The following is a 15,975-nucleotide window of genomic DNA, read 5'->3' as shown; positions in this document are numbered from 1 at the left end:
AAAATTGAAATGCCATTCCAATATTGGAACGATTTATGTTCAACGATGAGCAGCGTCAGCTAAGAGATCTGGTCAGGCGGGTCGCACGGGAAAGACTGGCACCGCGCGCTGACATGATCGACAGAACCGCCGAGTACCCGCAGGACATGTTCCAGCTGTTGCGCGATCTCGGCTTGTTCACCATTCCGTTTCCGACCGAGTACGGCGGCACGGGCAGCGTCGTCTCGGCGTGCCTCGTCGTCGAGGAGCTTTGCCGCGTCTGCTACAACACGGCCTATCTCCTGGTCGTCCAGTGGACGCCGTTCGCCGCTATTCTCGGTGGAGGCTCGGACGAGCAGAAGCAGCGTCTGCTGCCGGGCCTTGCGACCGGAGAGCTGCGCGCGGCCATCTCGTTGACCGAGTCACAAAGCGGCTCCGATGTCTCCGGCATCAAGACCCGAGCCCGGCGCGAGGGCGGGGATTATCTCCTGTCCGGCTCCAAGATCTGGTGCACCAACGCGCCCTATGCGGATTTCATCCTGGTCGCAGCCAAGACCGGGGACGATGCCGACGGGACGATCAACCTGTTCATCGTCGAGAAGGACCGGAAGGGGCTGGAGATTGGGCGCAAGGAGCCGAAGATGGGCGCGCGCGGCGTGCCGTCATGCCCCCTGTTCCTGGACAATGTCCGTGTTCCCGAAGCCAACCGTCTTGGCACCGAGCGCGACGGCTTCCGGATCGTCATGGAAGCGCTCAATCACGCTCGCCCGGTGATCGGCGCGCGTGGCGTGGGCCTTGCGCAGGGCGCGCTTGACCATGCGCTCGACTTCATCAAGACGCGCCGGGCCTTCGGCCAGTCGGTTTCGGATTTTCAAGGTATCCGCTGGATGGCGGCCGACATGGCGATCCAAATCGAGGCGGCGCGTGCGCTGGTCTACCGTGCCGCAGAGGCGGTCGACCAGGGGGTGTCCGGCCACGAAATGGCGCGCCTCGCCGCCATCGCCAAGTGCCACGCAACCGATACGGCGATGCGGGTCGCGACCGACGCGATGCAGATGTTCGGCGCGGCCGGCATCTCCGACGACTACCCGATCAACCGGTACTTCCGCGACGCCAAAGTCCTGCAGATCGTCGAGGGCACCAACCAGATCCAACGCAACATTATCGCGCGCTCGCTGATGGGCAAGGCGCGCTGAGAGCCAAGCGCGAGAGGAGGAGAGGTCTCATGACGGAAGTCCTTGGACTCGGACTGCATTACGAAGACCTGCCGATCGGCCGCAAGTTTCGCACGATCGGCCGGACCGTGACCGAAACGGACGTGATCAATTTCGTCGGCTGTACGGGGATGGTCGAGGTCCTGTTCACGAACACGGAATTCCTGAACGAGGAATCGGACATCAAGGGACGGATCGCGCCGGCCATCCTCAGCTATTGCTTCGCCGAGGGGCTGCTCATCCAGGCCATGATGCAGCATACGGCTCTCGCGTTCCTCAACATGGAATTCGACATCAAGAAGCCGGTCTTCGTCGGCGACACGGTTCACGTCGAGTGCGAGGTGATCGAGGCCCGTCGCAGCAAGAGCCGTCCAAAACGCGGGCTCGTCAGGACCGTATGCAACATCCTCAACCAGAAGGGCGAGGTCGTCATCACCTACAAGCCGCTGCGCATGGTCAAGTGCCGCAGCGACGCGGCCGCGGCCTGAGGGAAAACGCAATGTCAGGACCCCTGGAAGGCGTTCGCGTCATCGACGTCACAACCAATGTCCTCGGACCGGTCGCGGGCCAGATCCTGGGCGACATGGGCGCGGACGTCATCAAGATCGAGACGCCCGAGGGCGATACCATGCGCGAGATGGGCCCTGCGCGGAACCCAGGCATGGCGGCGTTCTTTCTCAACATCAACCGCAACAAGCGCAGCATGGTCCTCAATCTGAAGGACCCGGCGGCCTATGAAGCGCTTCTGCGCCTTGTCGACACGGCGGATGTCTTCATCCACAACATGCGCCTCGATGCAGCGGACCGGCTGAAGATCGGGCCCGAGGCGATCCGCGGCCGCAACCCCAAGATCGTCTATGCGGCGGCGTCGGGGTTCAAGAAGGACGGGAAATGGCGCGACCGACCTGCCTATGACGACGTCATCCAGGGCATGACGTGCATCCCCTCGCTCTATGAGCAGGTGACGGGCCAGCCGAGCTTCATCCCCATGAACTTCGCCGACAAATACAGCGGCGTCGTGCTGGCCTCGGCGATTGGCATGGCGCTGTTCCGCAGCAGCAGAACGGGGCTCGGCGAGGAAGTCCATGTTCCGATGTTCGAGACTGTGCTGACCTTCAACCTGTTGGAGCATCTCTGGGTCGGCTCGTTCGGCGACAAGCTCGGTTACCCGCGGGTTCTTTCGCCGCACCGGCATCCCTACCGGACGACGGATGGTTATGTCTGCCTCTTGTCCACGCGCGACGACCAGTGGCGCAAGCTGTTTGCTGCTTTCGATCGTCCAGAACTGGCAGACGATGCGCGGTTCAGTTCGCTGCAGAAGCGGACGGAGAACATTTCCGCGCTGCTCGAGACACTCGCCGGCCTGCTCGCCGAACACACAACCAGCGAATGCCAGGCGCGACTGGATCGGGCAGGAATCCCGAACGGGCCGGTCGCCGCGCTTGAGGACCTGCCCGATGATCCCTATTTGCGCGAGACCGGTTATTTTCAGAAGATCGATCATCCAAGCGAGGGGCAGCTGGTGACGACTTCGATTCCCGTCCGCTTCACCGATTCGCCGGGGAGCATCCGGCGTCCGGCGCCGAGGCTCGGCGAGCACACTGGCGAGATCCTCGCAGAGCTCGGCTATTCCCAGGCGGAGGTTGATGCTCTGGAAGGCTCGACCGTCCCAGGGGCGGCCTGACGCGCGTGGCCACTCCCGACAACGCGCCGCGCTCCATTGAGCGAATGTTCCGAATGTTCGAAACGCTTCGCAGCACGCCAGACGGCATGACGCTGGCCGAAGTCAGCGCCGAGTTGGGAACCCCCAAGAGCAGCACGCTCCGGCTGCTGCGGGTGCTCACGCAGGCGGAGTATCTGATCCATGCCCCTCCGCGCTACACGCTGGGGCCGGCGATCTTCCGCTTTGCAGCGGGGCTGATGGCGGTTCGGGAATTCCCGACGCTCATCCGCCCCTGCATGCAACGCCTGCAAGAGATGACCCAGGAGACGATCTATGTCGCGGTTCTCGATACTGACGAGAAAGCGGCCAAATATCTCGACGTGCTCGAGAGTCCACAGCCGATTCGTTATTCGGTGCAGGCAGGAACGAGCCGGCCTCTCTATTGCTCATCGGCGGGCCGACTGCTCCTCGCATATCAGTCGAAGGCCTGGATAGACGGCTATCTCGAGACGACAAAGCTCCGGCCGATCACCGCCAAGACCCTCGTTTCGGTGCGCGAACTGCGGCAGGAGCTCAAGCGCATCCGCTATGAGGGGCTGGCGACCAGTTTTGGTGAGGCCGTACCCGGCGCGGCTGGAATTGCGGCCCCCATCTTCGACCGTGATGGCACGTTGAAAGCCGCGCTGATGGTCGGCGGCCCCGAGGACCGGATGACGCTGCGCATGAAGGATTATGTCCCCGCACTCGTCGCGGCGGCGGACGATGCGTCGTCCTTGCTCGGCCATAAGCCGACCGTGCGGCGGAAGGCCTGAGGCACGTGGCCGGGACCTCCGCTCCGCTTCTCTTTCGACCGATGGACATCGGGAATGTCCGCCTGCGCAATCGCATCGTCTTGTCGCCGATGGCCCAGTATTCCGCGGACGGCGGCATGGCGACCGATTGGCACTTCACCCATTTCGCCAAATTTGCCGTCGGCGGGGCTGGCCTCGTCTTCACCGAAGCCGTGAAGGTCGAGCGCCGCGGCCTTGGAACGATCGGCGACATGGGGCTGTGGAGCGATGCCCATATCGCGCCGCTCGCCAGGATCGCAGCCTTCGTCAGCGCGCAGGGGGCCAAGGCCGGCATCCAGCTCAACCATGCCGGGCGCAAGGCGGGGACCTTCCGGCCTTGGGAAGGCTTCGGGCCGCTCGATCGGACACAGCCTCTATGCGGTCAGGATCATTGGGAAGTCATCGGGCCAAGTGCCATCCCGCATCTGGAAGGCTGGCCCGTTCCACGGGAACTGGGCACATCGGAGATCGCGGAGGTCATTGAAGCCTGGGCCTCTGCGGCCCGTCGCGCATTGGCCGCGGGTTTTGACGTGCTCGAGATCCACGGCGCTCATGGATATCTCGTGCACCAGTTCCTGTCCGAGGCAGCGAACAAGCGCATCGACAGGTATGGCGGTCACCTGGCAAACCGGATGCGGTTCGCGCTTGAGATCGCCGAGGCGGTGCGCGCCGTATGGCCCCAGGACAAGCCGCTGTTCTTCCGCGTTTCGGCGGTGGATTCGCTTGGCTGGTCGCTGGAGGATACCGTCAAGCTGGCGAGGGAGCTGAAGGGTCGGGGCGTCGATGTCGTCGACTGTTCGTCCGGTGGGCTCGGTACCGGATCTCCTACCTCCAGTCCGCATGGATTGAAGCTCGGCTATCAGGTCGGTTACGCCGAGGCGGTGCGGCGCGAGGCCGAGATTGCCACCATGGCAGTGGGCTTGATCGTGTCCGGGCGTCAGGCCGAGCGGATTCTTCGAGAAGGATCGGCTGATCTTGTCGCGGTGGGCCGCGAAATGCTGCTCAATCCGCAATGGCCGATTTCCGCGGCCCTGGATCTGATGGACGATGCCGCATTCGACCTCATGCCGCCTCACTACGGCTGGTGGCTCGACAAGCGGATGAAATCCGGGCTCGCGCACTCGCTCAATGGCCTGAAGGATGTCGAATGACGCCGTCGGCCGGCCATCATTGCGGCAATCGGCTTTGACAAGCGTCCGGCACACTCCATCTGGCAGCTTCCCGCGCTTTCGACAGCAACCGTGCGGGGAATTCCCCGCCAACCGTTCCGGTGACGTGCAAGAACCATGCGGGGTTCCTTCGCATGCGAAATTTGCAGAAATTCGCTAGAGCGTACGGTTCGATAGAAAATCACTTCAACCAGGGTCGCTCACTCACCGCCAGACAGTCAATCCAGGATCGACGAGCGGCAACGCATCATCTATCGGACGAGTGACATATTGCTAGTGTAACAGGACGGAATAAATTTATTGGTCTCCTTGTTATACGTGCAGAATATTCCAGAACTAAACACCCGCTCTCTTTGCAGTATGTCTCTTTTTATTACAAATAATAATACAAATCTAGATGATTGATTTTGAGAAAATGGATCAATAATTTGCTGCATTTCAATGGCTATTACTTTGCCATATATTAGAAAAAAACCCTTTCTTTTAAATTATTAACTGATAGAATATTGAACTCAGAATTTTTCGCAGACTTAACAACGTGCACGCCGAAGAATCCGGAAAGGCCTTTGGCGGCGTTCTCATCTACAATATATCCAAATCCAGTTATATTATAGCAATTCTTTCTACCTTTTAGCGTAGATGTTCTGATGTAAAATTCCATATGTGTAGTTAATTCATCAAGGTTTCTGTAAAAATCCTTGCGTCGTGGGTGATGTCTCAGTGCTTCTTTTACGACATCATCAAGGTCTATCAAGCTTGCGCTGATCAATCGGCGCCACTGTGCAGTATCGTGAAGGTCGCAAAAAATATTGTCGAAATTGTAATTTTTCGCAAAATTACGTTCAATCCCATGTGAATCTGTTTGTATTGTGGAGTGATAAACACCAGAGAATGTTTTTTCGTTTATATTCGTAGATTCGTAGAAAAATTTCACCAATATCCAAAATACAGATGCCGTGGATATAATCCATCCAATATCATTTGGTGTCCTACTAAAATAATTAAAAAATGAGAATATGAGTTTCTCAATTTTATCATCTAGGAATACGAATCCAAAACTACATCCAATTCCAAATATAAACATGGCTACGGGGGGGGGAGATACCCTCCAAGTTTCTGCTGTACGTACTTCAATATGGGATCAAAATTCATTGAAACGGTCCGCATTCCGGCGCTGCTGAATGAGTTTGCAGCGCCTCTCTAAGTTCCACAACCTAGTATCGGAAATTTAGCTTGTCGCCCCAAGTCGATGACGCGGGCTTGGCATTGCTACGTTTGGGCGGGTGCTGTCAGAGGAAAATCAGGTTGCCGGCATGGGAGTCGAGCGGCTAGCTCCGCTCATGCCACACGCCCATACTTTTTCGCTACTTCAAGACATCGCGTGTCACCATCCTCTTGGCGGTGATGATGTATGTCCGATATCTGCTGTAGCTGCGCAACGTCGAGTACCTGCTACACAAACGCGGGATCGATATCACACAGGAAGCGGTACGGCTCTGGTGGAACCGTCTCTCGGTGATATTCGCCGCTGGACATTATCAGGCAAGACTGCGCTTTTCGTTCGCTGCACCGGCTGGATGCCGACTGCCCGTGTTTCGCCGTGTCCGAAGGGATCGTAGCCTCAAAGGGGGGAATGCCGCTTGTCTCATCTAAGCGAGGGGGACAGCGAGGCGTGCCTTCAAAGTCTTTCCTGACGGCACCCCCTTCACATTTTGAGTTTGACACGCGCCAAACCAAGCCATCACTATTTTGATCCGCGTGCTGTCCCGAAATGCGGTTGATGAAACGGCGCGCGGCCGCAGCAGGCGCACTGTCCCATTGCTCTGACGGGTCATCTCGCGTTGCTTACGGGGCCTGTGCAGTGACCAATAGCGACTATTATGTCCGCCACCTTGAGGCCAGCATCACACTGGCCGCCGCAGACAGTATCGCCGACGGGGTTCTGGCGGCGGGCATTGCCGAGGGGATGCTGCCGCTGACCGCGGCCGTCCTGGATGTCGGGGGCAATCTTGTCGTGGTGAAGCGCGCTGATGGCAGCGGCATTCTTCGGGTGGACATCGCCATCGGCAAGGCCTGGGGTGCGCTTGGCATGGGCATTTCAAGCCGAACGATCCGCGACAGGCTGAAGGACCGCCCTGCCTTCCAGTCGGCGCTGGCAGCGGCTTCGCAAGGCCGGTTCGTGCCTGTGCCGGGCGGCGTGCTGATCCGTGCCCCGGGGGGCGACGTGATCGGTGCGGTCGGTGTCAGCGGCGACGCCTCGGATCGTGATGAATATGCTGCCATTGTGGCCGTCCGGAAGGCTGGGCTCGATCCCGATCCCGCGGAGCCTCTCGCGACCTGGAACGATGCGCACCTCTGAACCTCATCAATTGGCTCGGGCCCTGGTCGACAAAGCGAGGATGACATGCTGAACCGACGCGCACTGACGCTTGGCGCGATGACGGCCACGACGGCGCTGTTGCCGCACGCGTCTCGCGCTCAGAGCGACTATCCGAACAAGGCGCTGCGGCTTGTGGTGCCATTCCCGGCCGGGGGGGCCACGGATGTCGTGGCAAGGCAATATGCCCAGGCACTGGGGCTGCAACTGGGTCGCGAGGTCGTGGTCGAGAACAAGGCTGGTGCATCTGGGGCCATCGGTACGGCGGATGTCGCCCGCAGCAGGCCGGATGGCTATTCCTTGATCTTCGGTACCGCGACGACCCATGCGCTGCACAACGTCGTTGCCAAGGTGCAGCTCTACGACGCGGTCAAGGACTTCACGCCCATTGGGCTGATCGGGGCCGCGCCCCTGGTCTTCGTCGCCAATGCCAGGCTTCCCGGCGATCTCAGGTCGATCCTTGCTCAGGCAAAGGCCAATCCGGGCACGATGAGTTACGGCTCACCGGGGCAGGGCACCTTCATGCATCTTGCGGCCGAGCGGCTGAAGCAGGCCGCCGACGGTGCCATGATCACACACGTGCCCTATCGCGGCAGCGGCCCTGCCATGAACGATCTGCTCGGCGGCCATATCGCGCTGATGGTCGATACGGTTGCGACAGCACTGCCGCAGCATCGCAGCGGCAGCGTGCGCATCCTCGCCATCGCGTCGGAGCAGCGGTCGCCACTCGCACCTGAAATCCCGACGATCGACGAGGCCATGGGCATGACCGGGTTTGCCGCAGCGCTCTGGAACGTTGTCGCGGTGCCCGCCGGCACGCCGCCGGAGATCGTTGAACGGCTCAATGCCGCAACGCTCAGGATCGTCGCTGATCCCGCCTTCATTGCGAAAATGTCGGAGCTCGGCGTCGAAGCGGCGCGTCCCGCCAGTCCATCGCAAGCCCGCGACTACATTATCGCCGAACAGGCCCGGTGGAAGCCAGTGATGGAAAAGGCAGGCATCGTGGCTGAATAGACGGCGATAGCTCTGTCGGAGAAAGAATGCGCTTGCCATTCGCCCCACCGGTTCATGAAGATCGTGCGTCCGATTGCCTGCGCCTCGGCACTTCATGAGGGACGTCTGCCTCAGATCAGGCGCCTCTCTTGCCGTCTGACCGTAAGGACGACGGCGAAGAATGCCTTCAGGGGTTTCGTCTGACATTGCCCCGGTTCCCGTGATGTCGAGTGCTAACGTCTTCACCGCCAAGCTTCGGTCTTGCCATGCCAGATCCCGTCGCCATCGTTGCAATCGTTGTGCTGCTTCTTCCGCAGGCCTATTTTCTGTTTGCGTCGCCAAGCTTTCTCTTTGTGTCGCTGGCGATACCTGGCGTGACGGTCTTGCTGCGCGTGCTGTTCAGCCTCCATTGCAAGCTTCTGACCTGGGCTGGTGGCCTGTCGGCTCTGGCCTTCTTAGCGACCGGCCGGCCCGCGATGGCCTGCGTGCCGGCGGCTGTGGCTTTGGCAGCAATGCTCGCGAAACCACGATTTCTCGCCGCATTTGACGAAGCGATTGCGCGCCGGGACGCAGGCGAAGCCGCTGCTGTCGCGCGCTTGAGGCGGCTTCACGTGGCCGGGATGGCGGCCAATTGCGTGGTTCTCATCGGCCTTCTCGTCTCGTTCCCCCGCATCCTTCCCGTGTCCTGAACGACCGGTCCTTGCGGTCCTGTTGCCACCGGCGATGTCATCTCGCCGCGGAGTTTCGTGACGATGGGGATGGGCGAATGCCGGCAACATTCCGGTTCGCCGGTCAGTGACCGTCAGGCAAGCTCTTCAACCAGCAGCCGGGCGGTACGCAACAGCCGGCCATCGTCGCGGCGGGCGCCGACGAGCTGCACGCCGATCGGCAGGCCTTCCGCCTCGAGCAGCGGCAGGGTCACGCAGGGGACGCCGAGATAGGTCCAGAAGGCGTTGAAAACTGGATCGCCGGTGGTCGTGAGCCCCAGCGGCGCGCGGCCTGGCGAGGCCGGCGTCAGGATCGGTCCATGGGTATAGAACAGCTCCTCGACCACGCTGTAGAGCGCCTGGCGCGCGTCCAGCGCCGCCGCATAGTCGATGGCGCGTGCGCTGCGGCCTTCCTCGATCATCTCGATCAGTTGCGTGGACACAAGGTCAGGGGTGCGGTCGAACAGCGGGCCGAAATGATGGGCAAGCTCGACCATCTGGACCGTGCGGGCCGCTGCGATTCCCTTCTCGATGGCGAGATTGATGTCGACCTCGACCAGGCGGGCACCCAGGACCTCGGCAAGCTCGCCGAAGGCCTCGTGCATGGCCGGGTCGGCGCCAGCCCAGGCCGGCGACTTGACGAAAGCGAAGGTCGGCTCGACTGGCCAGTCCATCCGGGCGGTTTCCACCAGCCGGCCCGCGCTGACCGACAGGCTGGACGCGTCGCGGCCGTCATGGCCCTGCAGAACTTCGCCGGCGAGCGCCAGATCCTCCAGCGAGCGGGCCATGACTCCCACCGTGTCGAGCGAATGGGACTGGGTCAGTACGCCCGGCCGCGGGATCAGACCGAAGGTCGGCTTGAAGCCATAGATGCCGCAGAATGACGCCGGACGGATCACCGATCCGCCGGTCTGGGTGCCGAGCGCCAGCGGCACCATCGCATCGGCAACCGCTGCCGCCGATCCAGAGGACGAGCCACCAGGCGTATGGGCGAGATTGTGCGGGTTGCGGGTCTTGCCCGGGCAGCGTGCGGCAAGCTCGGTCGTGACGGTCTTGCCGAGAATGATGGCGCCGACCGCCCGCAGGGCCGCAACACAGGCCGCATCGGCCTCCGGCTGGTTGCCGGGAAAGGCCTTCGAACCGTGTTCGGTCGGATAGTCGGCGGTGTCGATGACGTCCTTGATGGCCACCGGCACGCCGTGAAGGGGGCCTGTGGCAAGCCCTTGCCGCCGGGTCTCGTCGGCGGCCCGCGCCGCTGACAGCGCATGCCCGGGATCGAGATGGATGAAGGCGCCGACTTCCGCCTCGCGGGCGCCGATCCGATCGAGGCAGGCGCCGACCAGCGCCTCCGAAGTGATGTCGCCACGCCGGATGGCATCAGCCGCCGCGGTCGCGGTCAGCCGGTTCAGCTCGTCATGCGCCATGGATCCCCGTCAACTGCTTCCGCCGTAAAGGAAATTCGGTAGCCAGACGGTCAGGCCCGGCCAGATGTACATGATCACCATACAGAGAATGACGATGAGCATGTAGGGCATCATGCCGGCAAAGATCTGGTTGATCGTCACGTGTTTGGGCGCGACCCCCTTCAGATAGAAGGCGGACATGGCGACCGGCGGCGACAGGAAGGCAGCCTGCAGATTGACGAAGACCAGCACGCCCCAGAGGATCGGGTCGATGCCGAAGTGCTTCAGGAGCGGCAGGAAGATCGGCACGAAGATGACGATGATTTCCGTCCATTCGAGCGGCCAGCCCAGCACGAAGATGATCGCCTGAGACAGGATCATGAACTGGGTGGGGGACAGATCGAGCGAGAGGACCCAGCGCTCCAAGAGCCCCTGTCCGCCGAGAATGGCAAAGACGCCGGAAAACAGAGCCGAACCGACGAACAGCCAGCAGACCATGGAGGTGGTCTTGGCGGTGAGGAAGACCGCTTCCTTCGTCCGCGACCAGTTGAGCGTTCCAGCATGCAGCGCCAGCAGGAAGGCGCCGGCTGCCCCGATCGCCGCCGATTCCGTGGCCGTGGTGATGCCGAACAGGATCACCACAAGCACGATGACGGTGAGGATACCGAGCGGCAGGATCGACGTGGTCAGGAGCTTGACCACCTCGAAGCGGTCGGAGGTCATGCGGTAATAGTAGCGGGCAAGCAGGAAGGCAGAGACGGACGCCAGCCCGAAGAACCAGGCGTAGAAGGCGGTCGAGGGACCGCTCTGCGAGCCGGAGGCCGGCTCGGGGGCCGCCGGCGCAGACCCCAATTGCTCAAGACCCGAAGGCGCGGCTTCAACGGCGGTGCCTGGCAGGTGGATGACCACGTACCACCAGATCAGCCCATGGGTGGTGGCGGTCAACAGGAAGGGCACAAGCGCATAGCCGAAATTCTGGAGAAGTGCGCCATAGCCCATCGGCTTGCCGTCGGCCTCGATGGCCCGGGCCCTGGCCGGCGAGACCAGTGCTTTCAGAAGGGCGAGCGGGATGTTCTTCGAATAGGCCTCCTCGAGCCGCGGCAGCCAGTCCGGGATCGGCACCCTGGTCTGTTCGGGCGGCAAAGGCGGCGCGATCTTCGGATTGATCAGCGCAGAGCCGATGACATAGACGACATAGAGGAAGGCGAGAAAGAAGCCGGGGAACATGGCCGCGGCATAGAGCTTGACGATCGACTGACCGGCGACCGCCGCATAGACGATGATCATCACCGAGGGGGGAATGAGAATGCCGAGCGTGCCGCCGGCGGTGATCACGCCCGCCGCGAGCCTCACGTCATAGCCGGCGCGCAGCATCGGGTTGAAGGCGATCACGCCCATCAGAACCACCACCGCGCCGACCAGACCGCTGGCGATGCCCCAGAAGGTGCACACGATGAGGGTCGCGACCGCAAGCGAGGCCGGCACTTTCCGGAAGGCCAGCTGGATCGAATAGAACATCTTGTCGACCAGCGCGCCGCGCTCCATCACATAGCCCATGAGGACGAAGAGCGGGATGGAGATCAGCACGTCATTGGTCATCGACCCGTAGGTGCGTTGCACCATCAGATCGAAGATCAGATTGTCGCTCCAGGCCTGGCCGCTTTTGAAATAGGCGATGAAGCCGAAGATGATGCCGAGGCCCATCAGCGTGAAGGCCGTCGGAAAGCCCAGCATGATGACGACGACGATGAGCCCCAACATCAGGAGGCCGAGGGCTGGATCGCTCATGGACTTTTGTCTCCGCCGAGACCGCGCTGGCGGGCTGCCTCGTCAATCTCGTGGGCACTTGCAATGGCGCGCTGCCGGGTTTCGGCATCGACATGCTCGCTCTGTGACAATTGCTGCTCGACCACGTCGATCTCGTTGACGTCCTTGAGCCGGCTCGGCCATTCACCGGTCTTCAGGCAGACGATGCAGCGCACGATCTCAGCGATGCCCTGGAGCAGAACGAGCGCGCCGGCGATCGGAATGACGGTCTTGAACGGATAGATCGGCGGACCATCCGCGGTGACGCTGGAATGCTCGCCGATCCGCCAGGAATCCGCGGCGAAGTAATAGCCGGCATAGACGAGCGCCAGGATGCCGGGGATGAAGAACAGCACATAGAGGATCAGGTCGAGGAAGGCCTGGGTGCGTGGCTTCATCGAGCTGTAGAGGAAGTCGCCGCGCACATGCGCATTCTGCGCCAGCCCATAGGCGCCGCACAGCATGAAGGTCGACCCGTAGAGGAAATTGGAGGCGTCGAAGATCCAGGCGGTCGGGGCATTCAGCACGTAGCGCTTGAACACCTCGCCGCAGACCAGCAGCATCAGCAAGACAACCAGCCAGGCTGCGGCCTTGCCGAACCATGTGCTGATCCCGTCGACCGCGTGCAGGAACCGTTGAGTGGTCATGACATTGGGCTCTGGGATGACGGCTTCTGCCGGCCGTGCCGATGGGCTCGCCGGGACCTGATCCGAAGACGGCCGGCGGAGGGGTTCGAGGCCTCCGCCGGCTCGTCGATGGCGGCTCAGCGCTGGCGCGCGACGCCGTTGGCGCCGAAATAATGGTCGTAGGCCATGCGGCGATTGACCACCGTGTCCTGTTCCCACTGGGTGGTGCGGCGGGCAAAGGCCAGCTGCGAGTCCAGGATCTCCTTGAACAGCGGGTTTTCCGCCGCCTTCTTGGCGACCACCTCGTCATAGACCTGGAGCTGGCGGCGCAGGATCGCGTCGGGGGTCTTGAAGAAGCGCACGCGGTCCTTGGTCTGCAGCTCGATATAGTCCTGCGAGTAGCGGTCGATCGCCTTCCAGGACATGTCCGAGGAGGCCGCCTCGACAGCGTTCTCGATGATGGCCTTCATCCGTTCCGGCAGGGAATCGAACTTGGTCTTGTTGAACGAGATCTCGAACTGCTCGGCATTCTGATGATAGCTCTGCAGCATGCAGATCTTCGAGACGTCGGCAAAGCCGAGCACGCGGTCGGAGGAGGCGTTGTTGAACTCGGCCGCATCGAGCAGACCGCGATCCATCGCCGAGACGATTTCGCCGCCGGGCAGCGCATTGACGGCGGCACCCATAGCGGTGAACACGTCAATGGAAATGCCGACGGTGCGGAATTTCAGCCCCTTCAGATCGTCGAGATTGGCGATCGGCTTCTTGAACCAGCCGAGCGGCTGGGTCGGCATCGGGCCATAGGGGAAGGACACGACATTGGCGCCGATGGAGGCATAGAGCTTGGCGAGCAGCTGCTTCCCGCCGCCATATTTGTGCCAGGCGAGCAGCATGTTGGCATCCATGGCGTAGCCCGGACCCGAGCCCCACAGCGCCAGCGCCGTCTGCTTGCCGTAATGATAGACCAGCACGCCGTGGCCGCCGTCGAGCGTACCGCGCGAGATCGCGTCGAGCAGGCCGAAGGCCGGAACGACGGCGCCTGCCGGCAGAACTTCGATCTTCAGGTCGCCGCCGGTCATGTCGTTGACCTTCTTGGCGAAGTCGACGGCGAATTCGTGGAAGATGTCCTTCGACGGCCAGGTGCTCTGCCAGCGCATCGAAATGGGGCCCTGCGCCTTGGCGACGGTCGGGGCTGCGACGGCCGCAGCGGCGGCAAGGGCCGAGCCGCGGAGGAATTTTCGGCGCGATTGTGCCGATGCTTGATCTGTCATGGCCGTTCTCCCTGGTGGCTCGACCTCTTCATGGGCCGATCCTGACGAGCTGGATCTTTAGGAATGATCCGCTTCTTGAAGTCAGGCTAGACGTCAAAGATGGACATTGGCAAGTCCGCGTCGCGCTTTGTGCAGTGCAGTACGCGCCCCAACCGGCCGATTTCATCGATGCCTGTACGTCAATCCAAATTGTACGATTTGCTGTCTGTTGAATTCGCCCAAATATGGCGGTTCAGTACGCCGCAGTTTGCTTCGCACTGGCGTTGATGGCTGCTTCCAGGGCGATGTCCGGGAGGATCATGCCATTCGACGTTATCCGCCTGGCGGTGATGTTGGAGGTTTGGCGCAGCGCCGGCACTGTCCCTGGAAAATCGGCTTGCCGGCAGGCGGCAAGACGTTGGCGCGGCTCACGGCGAACGCCAGTCCTCTTCGCCACTTCGAGATGTCGCCTTGGGTCATCCGCCTGATGGCAATCCGCCGTGTGCGCTAACCCCTCTCTGGAACATCCCTTCGCGTTCCCCGCTGACGCTGTCGTCAGCGATTGGTTGCGGTGATATCGAAGCGATCGGTCAGGGTCGCCATGCCGCCACGCGCCAGCAGTGCGGACAGCGGCAAGGATGCTCCAGGCTTCGCCGTCACGGCGATAGTCAGCGCCTTCGGGTCCGAGACGAAGCGCATCAGCGCGTCCGGAACGGTGCGGTTCGGCACGGTTTCCATCATGCGCTGCACGACACTGGAGGCCTGACGTGCGAAGGCCGCGCGGACGTCCGGGACAGGTCTTGATGTCGCGCGGGCGTCGCGGGCGACCACCCGCTCGAACAGGCCATTGTCGCGGATCGTCACGCTCAAGGTGCGGACCTGAGCCTCGTTCCACCTGGCATTGGCCGCCGAGGGTATTTCGGTGAAGACTTCGGGCGCGACATTGGCGATCAGGCCCGCAATGGCGATGGCGCCTAGTCCCGGCAGATCGACACCGAGCCGCTCCAGCTTAAGTTCGCGGGCAGCAGGCGACCAACTACCCTCCAATGCTGCCGACACCACAAGCGCGTCCAGGCCAAGCGCGCGGATGTTGCGGATGGACGGGGTCGTGTCGGTCTCCCGCAGCGGCACGGTCACTTCGTCAAGTCGCGCGCGATAACGCGTCGGCACATCGTCGGGTGAGGGGCGATCGGCGCCAATGACGAGTGCCTTGACGCGGATCTCGTTGGGCTCTGTCTGCCCCGTACGTGGCGGCGTCGCCAGCCGGATGTCACTGATCTCGACAGCCCCCAATATCCCAAAGTCACCGGCCCGGGCGCCCGGCATCAGCCGGAGGTCGGACAGGCTGGCCCGCCGGGCGGAGACGCGCATTCCGGTCCCGGGTGAGGCGTCAAGGCGCTCAAGAACCGCGGATCGGAGCACCGGTCTTGCCGTATCGGAGGGCTGAGCCGCGCCGCCGATCAGGCGGACCAGGAAGGCGGCGTCGAGTTCGTTGGCACTGAAGGTGGCAAATCGCGCCGGCTGGGCGGGGCCCGAGCCGAATTGTCCGTCCGTGCCCTGGGCCTGGCGAATCCGGCCCGCGGACAGCCCGGTCAATTGAAGCCTGGCGAAGCCGAGGAACGCGCGAGGGCCGCCCTCTGTCCGCTCGACGCGCATATTGGTGAAGCTGACGCTGGATGCGCCGAGCTGGCCGAGTCGGTCGATCAGGGCATCCGGATCGCCGGAACGCACAGCTGCTTCGAGAGACGCCCGCGGGGCACTCGATCCCGCAATGTCGATCGCTTCGGCCGCGAGCCGGAATCCGCGTCCCGAGAGTGTGACGTCCCGGAGCGCTAATGTTTCGCCCGACTGGGCCCGGACGGGCAGCGGGAGCGACGCCGCGAGCCCCACGGCGAGGGCCAGCCCCTGCGCCATCAGCAATCGCCAGCCGCGTGAAAGCACCTGTCCGGTCATGGCTT

The 15,975-nt window shown here is 62.3% G+C and carries 14 protein-coding genes; 8 read left to right on the top strand and 6 right to left on the bottom strand.

Features of this window, described 5'->3' with window-relative positions; all coding sequences use genetic code 11:
• Positions 1-35 precede the first annotated feature (35 nt).
• The 5 genes from E8L99_RS20155 to E8L99_RS20135 are packed head-to-tail and all read left to right on the top strand — an operon-like array spanning position 36 to position 4,837.
• Positions 36-1,175, top strand: coding sequence for an acyl-CoA dehydrogenase family protein (locus E8L99_RS20155; protein ID WP_137101229.1), 1,140 nt, complete (start codon positions 36-38; stop codon positions 1,173-1,175).
• 29 nt (positions 1,176-1,204) lie between these two features.
• Positions 1,205-1,681, top strand: coding sequence for a MaoC family dehydratase (locus E8L99_RS20150; protein WP_137101228.1), 477 nt, complete (start codon positions 1,205-1,207; stop codon positions 1,679-1,681).
• 11 nt (positions 1,682-1,692) lie between these two features.
• Positions 1,693-2,877 carry a CaiB/BaiF CoA transferase family protein gene (locus E8L99_RS20145; protein WP_137101227.1) on the top strand — a complete coding sequence of 395 codons (1,185 nt, stop codon included), beginning with the start codon at positions 1,693-1,695 and terminating at the stop codon, positions 2,875-2,877.
• 44 nt (positions 2,878-2,921) lie between these two features.
• The gene (locus E8L99_RS20140) at positions 2,922-3,668 is read left to right on the top strand and encodes an IclR family transcriptional regulator (RefSeq protein WP_256371393.1); all 747 of its coding nucleotides are present in this window, start codon (positions 2,922-2,924) and stop codon (positions 3,666-3,668) included.
• A 41-nt stretch (positions 3,669-3,709) separates the two neighbouring features.
• Complete coding sequence (locus tag E8L99_RS20135) at positions 3,710-4,837, top strand: NADH:flavin oxidoreductase/NADH oxidase (RefSeq protein ID WP_137102215.1); 1,128 nt, start codon at positions 3,710-3,712, stop codon at positions 4,835-4,837.
• Between the two features lie 481 nt (positions 4,838-5,318).
• Here E8L99_RS20135 and E8L99_RS20130 read toward each other — a convergent pair whose 3' ends face one another.
• Entirely contained in the window at positions 5,319-5,789 is a 471-nt protein-coding gene (locus E8L99_RS20130; protein ID WP_137101225.1) for a hypothetical protein, read from the bottom strand.
• 927 nt (positions 5,790-6,716) lie between these two features.
• Between E8L99_RS20130 and E8L99_RS20125 the strand changes: the two genes are divergently transcribed.
• From E8L99_RS20125 to E8L99_RS20115, 3 genes are all read left to right on the top strand, one after another.
• On the top strand, positions 6,717-7,214 hold the full coding sequence (locus tag E8L99_RS20125) for a GlcG/HbpS family heme-binding protein (protein ID WP_252511166.1): 498 nt from the start codon (positions 6,717-6,719) through the stop codon (positions 7,212-7,214).
• Between the two features lie 45 nt (positions 7,215-7,259).
• The gene (locus E8L99_RS20120) at positions 7,260-8,246 is read left to right on the top strand and encodes a Bug family tripartite tricarboxylate transporter substrate binding protein (RefSeq protein ID WP_137101223.1); all 987 of its coding nucleotides are present in this window, start codon (positions 7,260-7,262) and stop codon (positions 8,244-8,246) included.
• Between the two features lie 245 nt (positions 8,247-8,491).
• A complete protein-coding gene (locus E8L99_RS20115) occupies positions 8,492-8,914 on the top strand; it encodes a hypothetical protein (protein ID WP_137101222.1) in 423 nt (140 codons plus the stop codon).
• A 113-nt stretch (positions 8,915-9,027) separates the two neighbouring features.
• On the opposite strand, the gene E8L99_RS20110 is transcribed toward E8L99_RS20115, so the two are convergent.
• The 5 genes from E8L99_RS20110 to E8L99_RS20090 all read right to left on the bottom strand — a co-directional run bounded on the left by E8L99_RS20110 (position 9,028) and on the right by E8L99_RS20090 (position 15,970).
• The gene (locus tag E8L99_RS20110) at positions 9,028-10,356 is read right to left on the bottom strand and encodes an amidase (RefSeq protein WP_137101221.1); all 1,329 of its coding nucleotides are present in this window, start codon (positions 10,354-10,356) and stop codon (positions 9,028-9,030) included.
• A gap of 9 nt (positions 10,357-10,365) precedes the next feature.
• The gene (locus tag E8L99_RS20105) at positions 10,366-12,123 is read right to left on the bottom strand and encodes a TRAP transporter large permease (RefSeq protein WP_137101220.1); all 1,758 of its coding nucleotides are present in this window, start codon (positions 12,121-12,123) and stop codon (positions 10,366-10,368) included.
• Positions 12,120-12,788, bottom strand: coding sequence for a TRAP transporter small permease subunit (locus tag E8L99_RS20100; protein ID WP_137101219.1), 669 nt, complete (start codon positions 12,786-12,788; stop codon positions 12,120-12,122). The genes E8L99_RS20105 and E8L99_RS20100 overlap by 4 nt, the downstream gene beginning before the upstream one ends.
• 116 nt (positions 12,789-12,904) lie before the next feature.
• Entirely contained in the window at positions 12,905-14,038 is a 1,134-nt protein-coding gene (locus E8L99_RS20095) for a TRAP transporter substrate-binding protein (RefSeq protein ID WP_137101218.1), read from the bottom strand.
• 534 nt (positions 14,039-14,572) lie between these two features.
• Positions 14,573-15,970 (bottom strand): hypothetical protein, encoded by a 1,398-nt coding sequence (locus E8L99_RS20090; RefSeq protein WP_137101217.1) that lies wholly within the window; start codon positions 15,968-15,970, stop codon positions 14,573-14,575.
• Between the last annotated feature and the right edge of the window lie 5 nt (positions 15,971-15,975).

Origin of the sequence: Phreatobacter aquaticus (assembly GCF_005160265.1) — a bacterium.
Taxonomy (GTDB): Bacteria; Pseudomonadota; Alphaproteobacteria; order Rhizobiales; family Phreatobacteraceae; genus Phreatobacter; species Phreatobacter aquaticus.
The sequence above is the reverse complement of the archived record's forward strand: the minus strand, read 5'-3'. Positions and strand labels throughout refer to the sequence as shown.

What these genes read in the sequence shown, in the direction of transcription:
- E8L99_RS20135 (WP_137102215.1), top strand. Translation starts at nt 3,710, where the DNA reads ATGGACATCGGGAATGTCCGCCTGCGCAATCGCATCGTCTTGTCGCCG.
- E8L99_RS20105 (WP_137101220.1), bottom strand. Translation starts at nt 12,123, where the DNA reads ATGAGCGATCCAGCCCTCGGCCTCCTGATGTTGGGGCTCATCGTCGTC.
- E8L99_RS20145 (WP_137101227.1), top strand. Translation starts at nt 1,693, where the DNA reads ATGTCAGGACCCCTGGAAGGCGTTCGCGTCATCGACGTCACAACCAAT.
- E8L99_RS20100 (WP_137101219.1), bottom strand. Translation starts at nt 12,788, where the DNA reads ATGACCACTCAACGGTTCCTGCACGCGGTCGACGGGATCAGCACATGG.
- E8L99_RS20120 (WP_137101223.1), top strand. Translation starts at nt 7,260, where the DNA reads ATGCTGAACCGACGCGCACTGACGCTTGGCGCGATGACGGCCACGACG.
- E8L99_RS20115 (WP_137101222.1), top strand. Translation starts at nt 8,492, where the DNA reads ATGCCAGATCCCGTCGCCATCGTTGCAATCGTTGTGCTGCTTCTTCCG.
- E8L99_RS20155 (WP_137101229.1), top strand. Translation starts at nt 36, where the DNA reads ATGTTCAACGATGAGCAGCGTCAGCTAAGAGATCTGGTCAGGCGGGTC.
- E8L99_RS20110 (WP_137101221.1), bottom strand. Translation starts at nt 10,356, where the DNA reads ATGGCGCATGACGAGCTGAACCGGCTGACCGCGACCGCGGCGGCTGAT.
- E8L99_RS20095 (WP_137101218.1), bottom strand. Translation starts at nt 14,038, where the DNA reads ATGACAGATCAAGCATCGGCACAATCGCGCCGAAAATTCCTCCGCGGC.
- E8L99_RS20090 (WP_137101217.1), bottom strand. Translation starts at nt 15,970, where the DNA reads ATGACCGGACAGGTGCTTTCACGCGGCTGGCGATTGCTGATGGCGCAG.
- E8L99_RS20150 (WP_137101228.1), top strand. Translation starts at nt 1,205, where the DNA reads ATGACGGAAGTCCTTGGACTCGGACTGCATTACGAAGACCTGCCGATC.
- E8L99_RS20140 (WP_256371393.1), top strand. Translation starts at nt 2,922, where the DNA reads ATGTTCCGAATGTTCGAAACGCTTCGCAGCACGCCAGACGGCATGACG.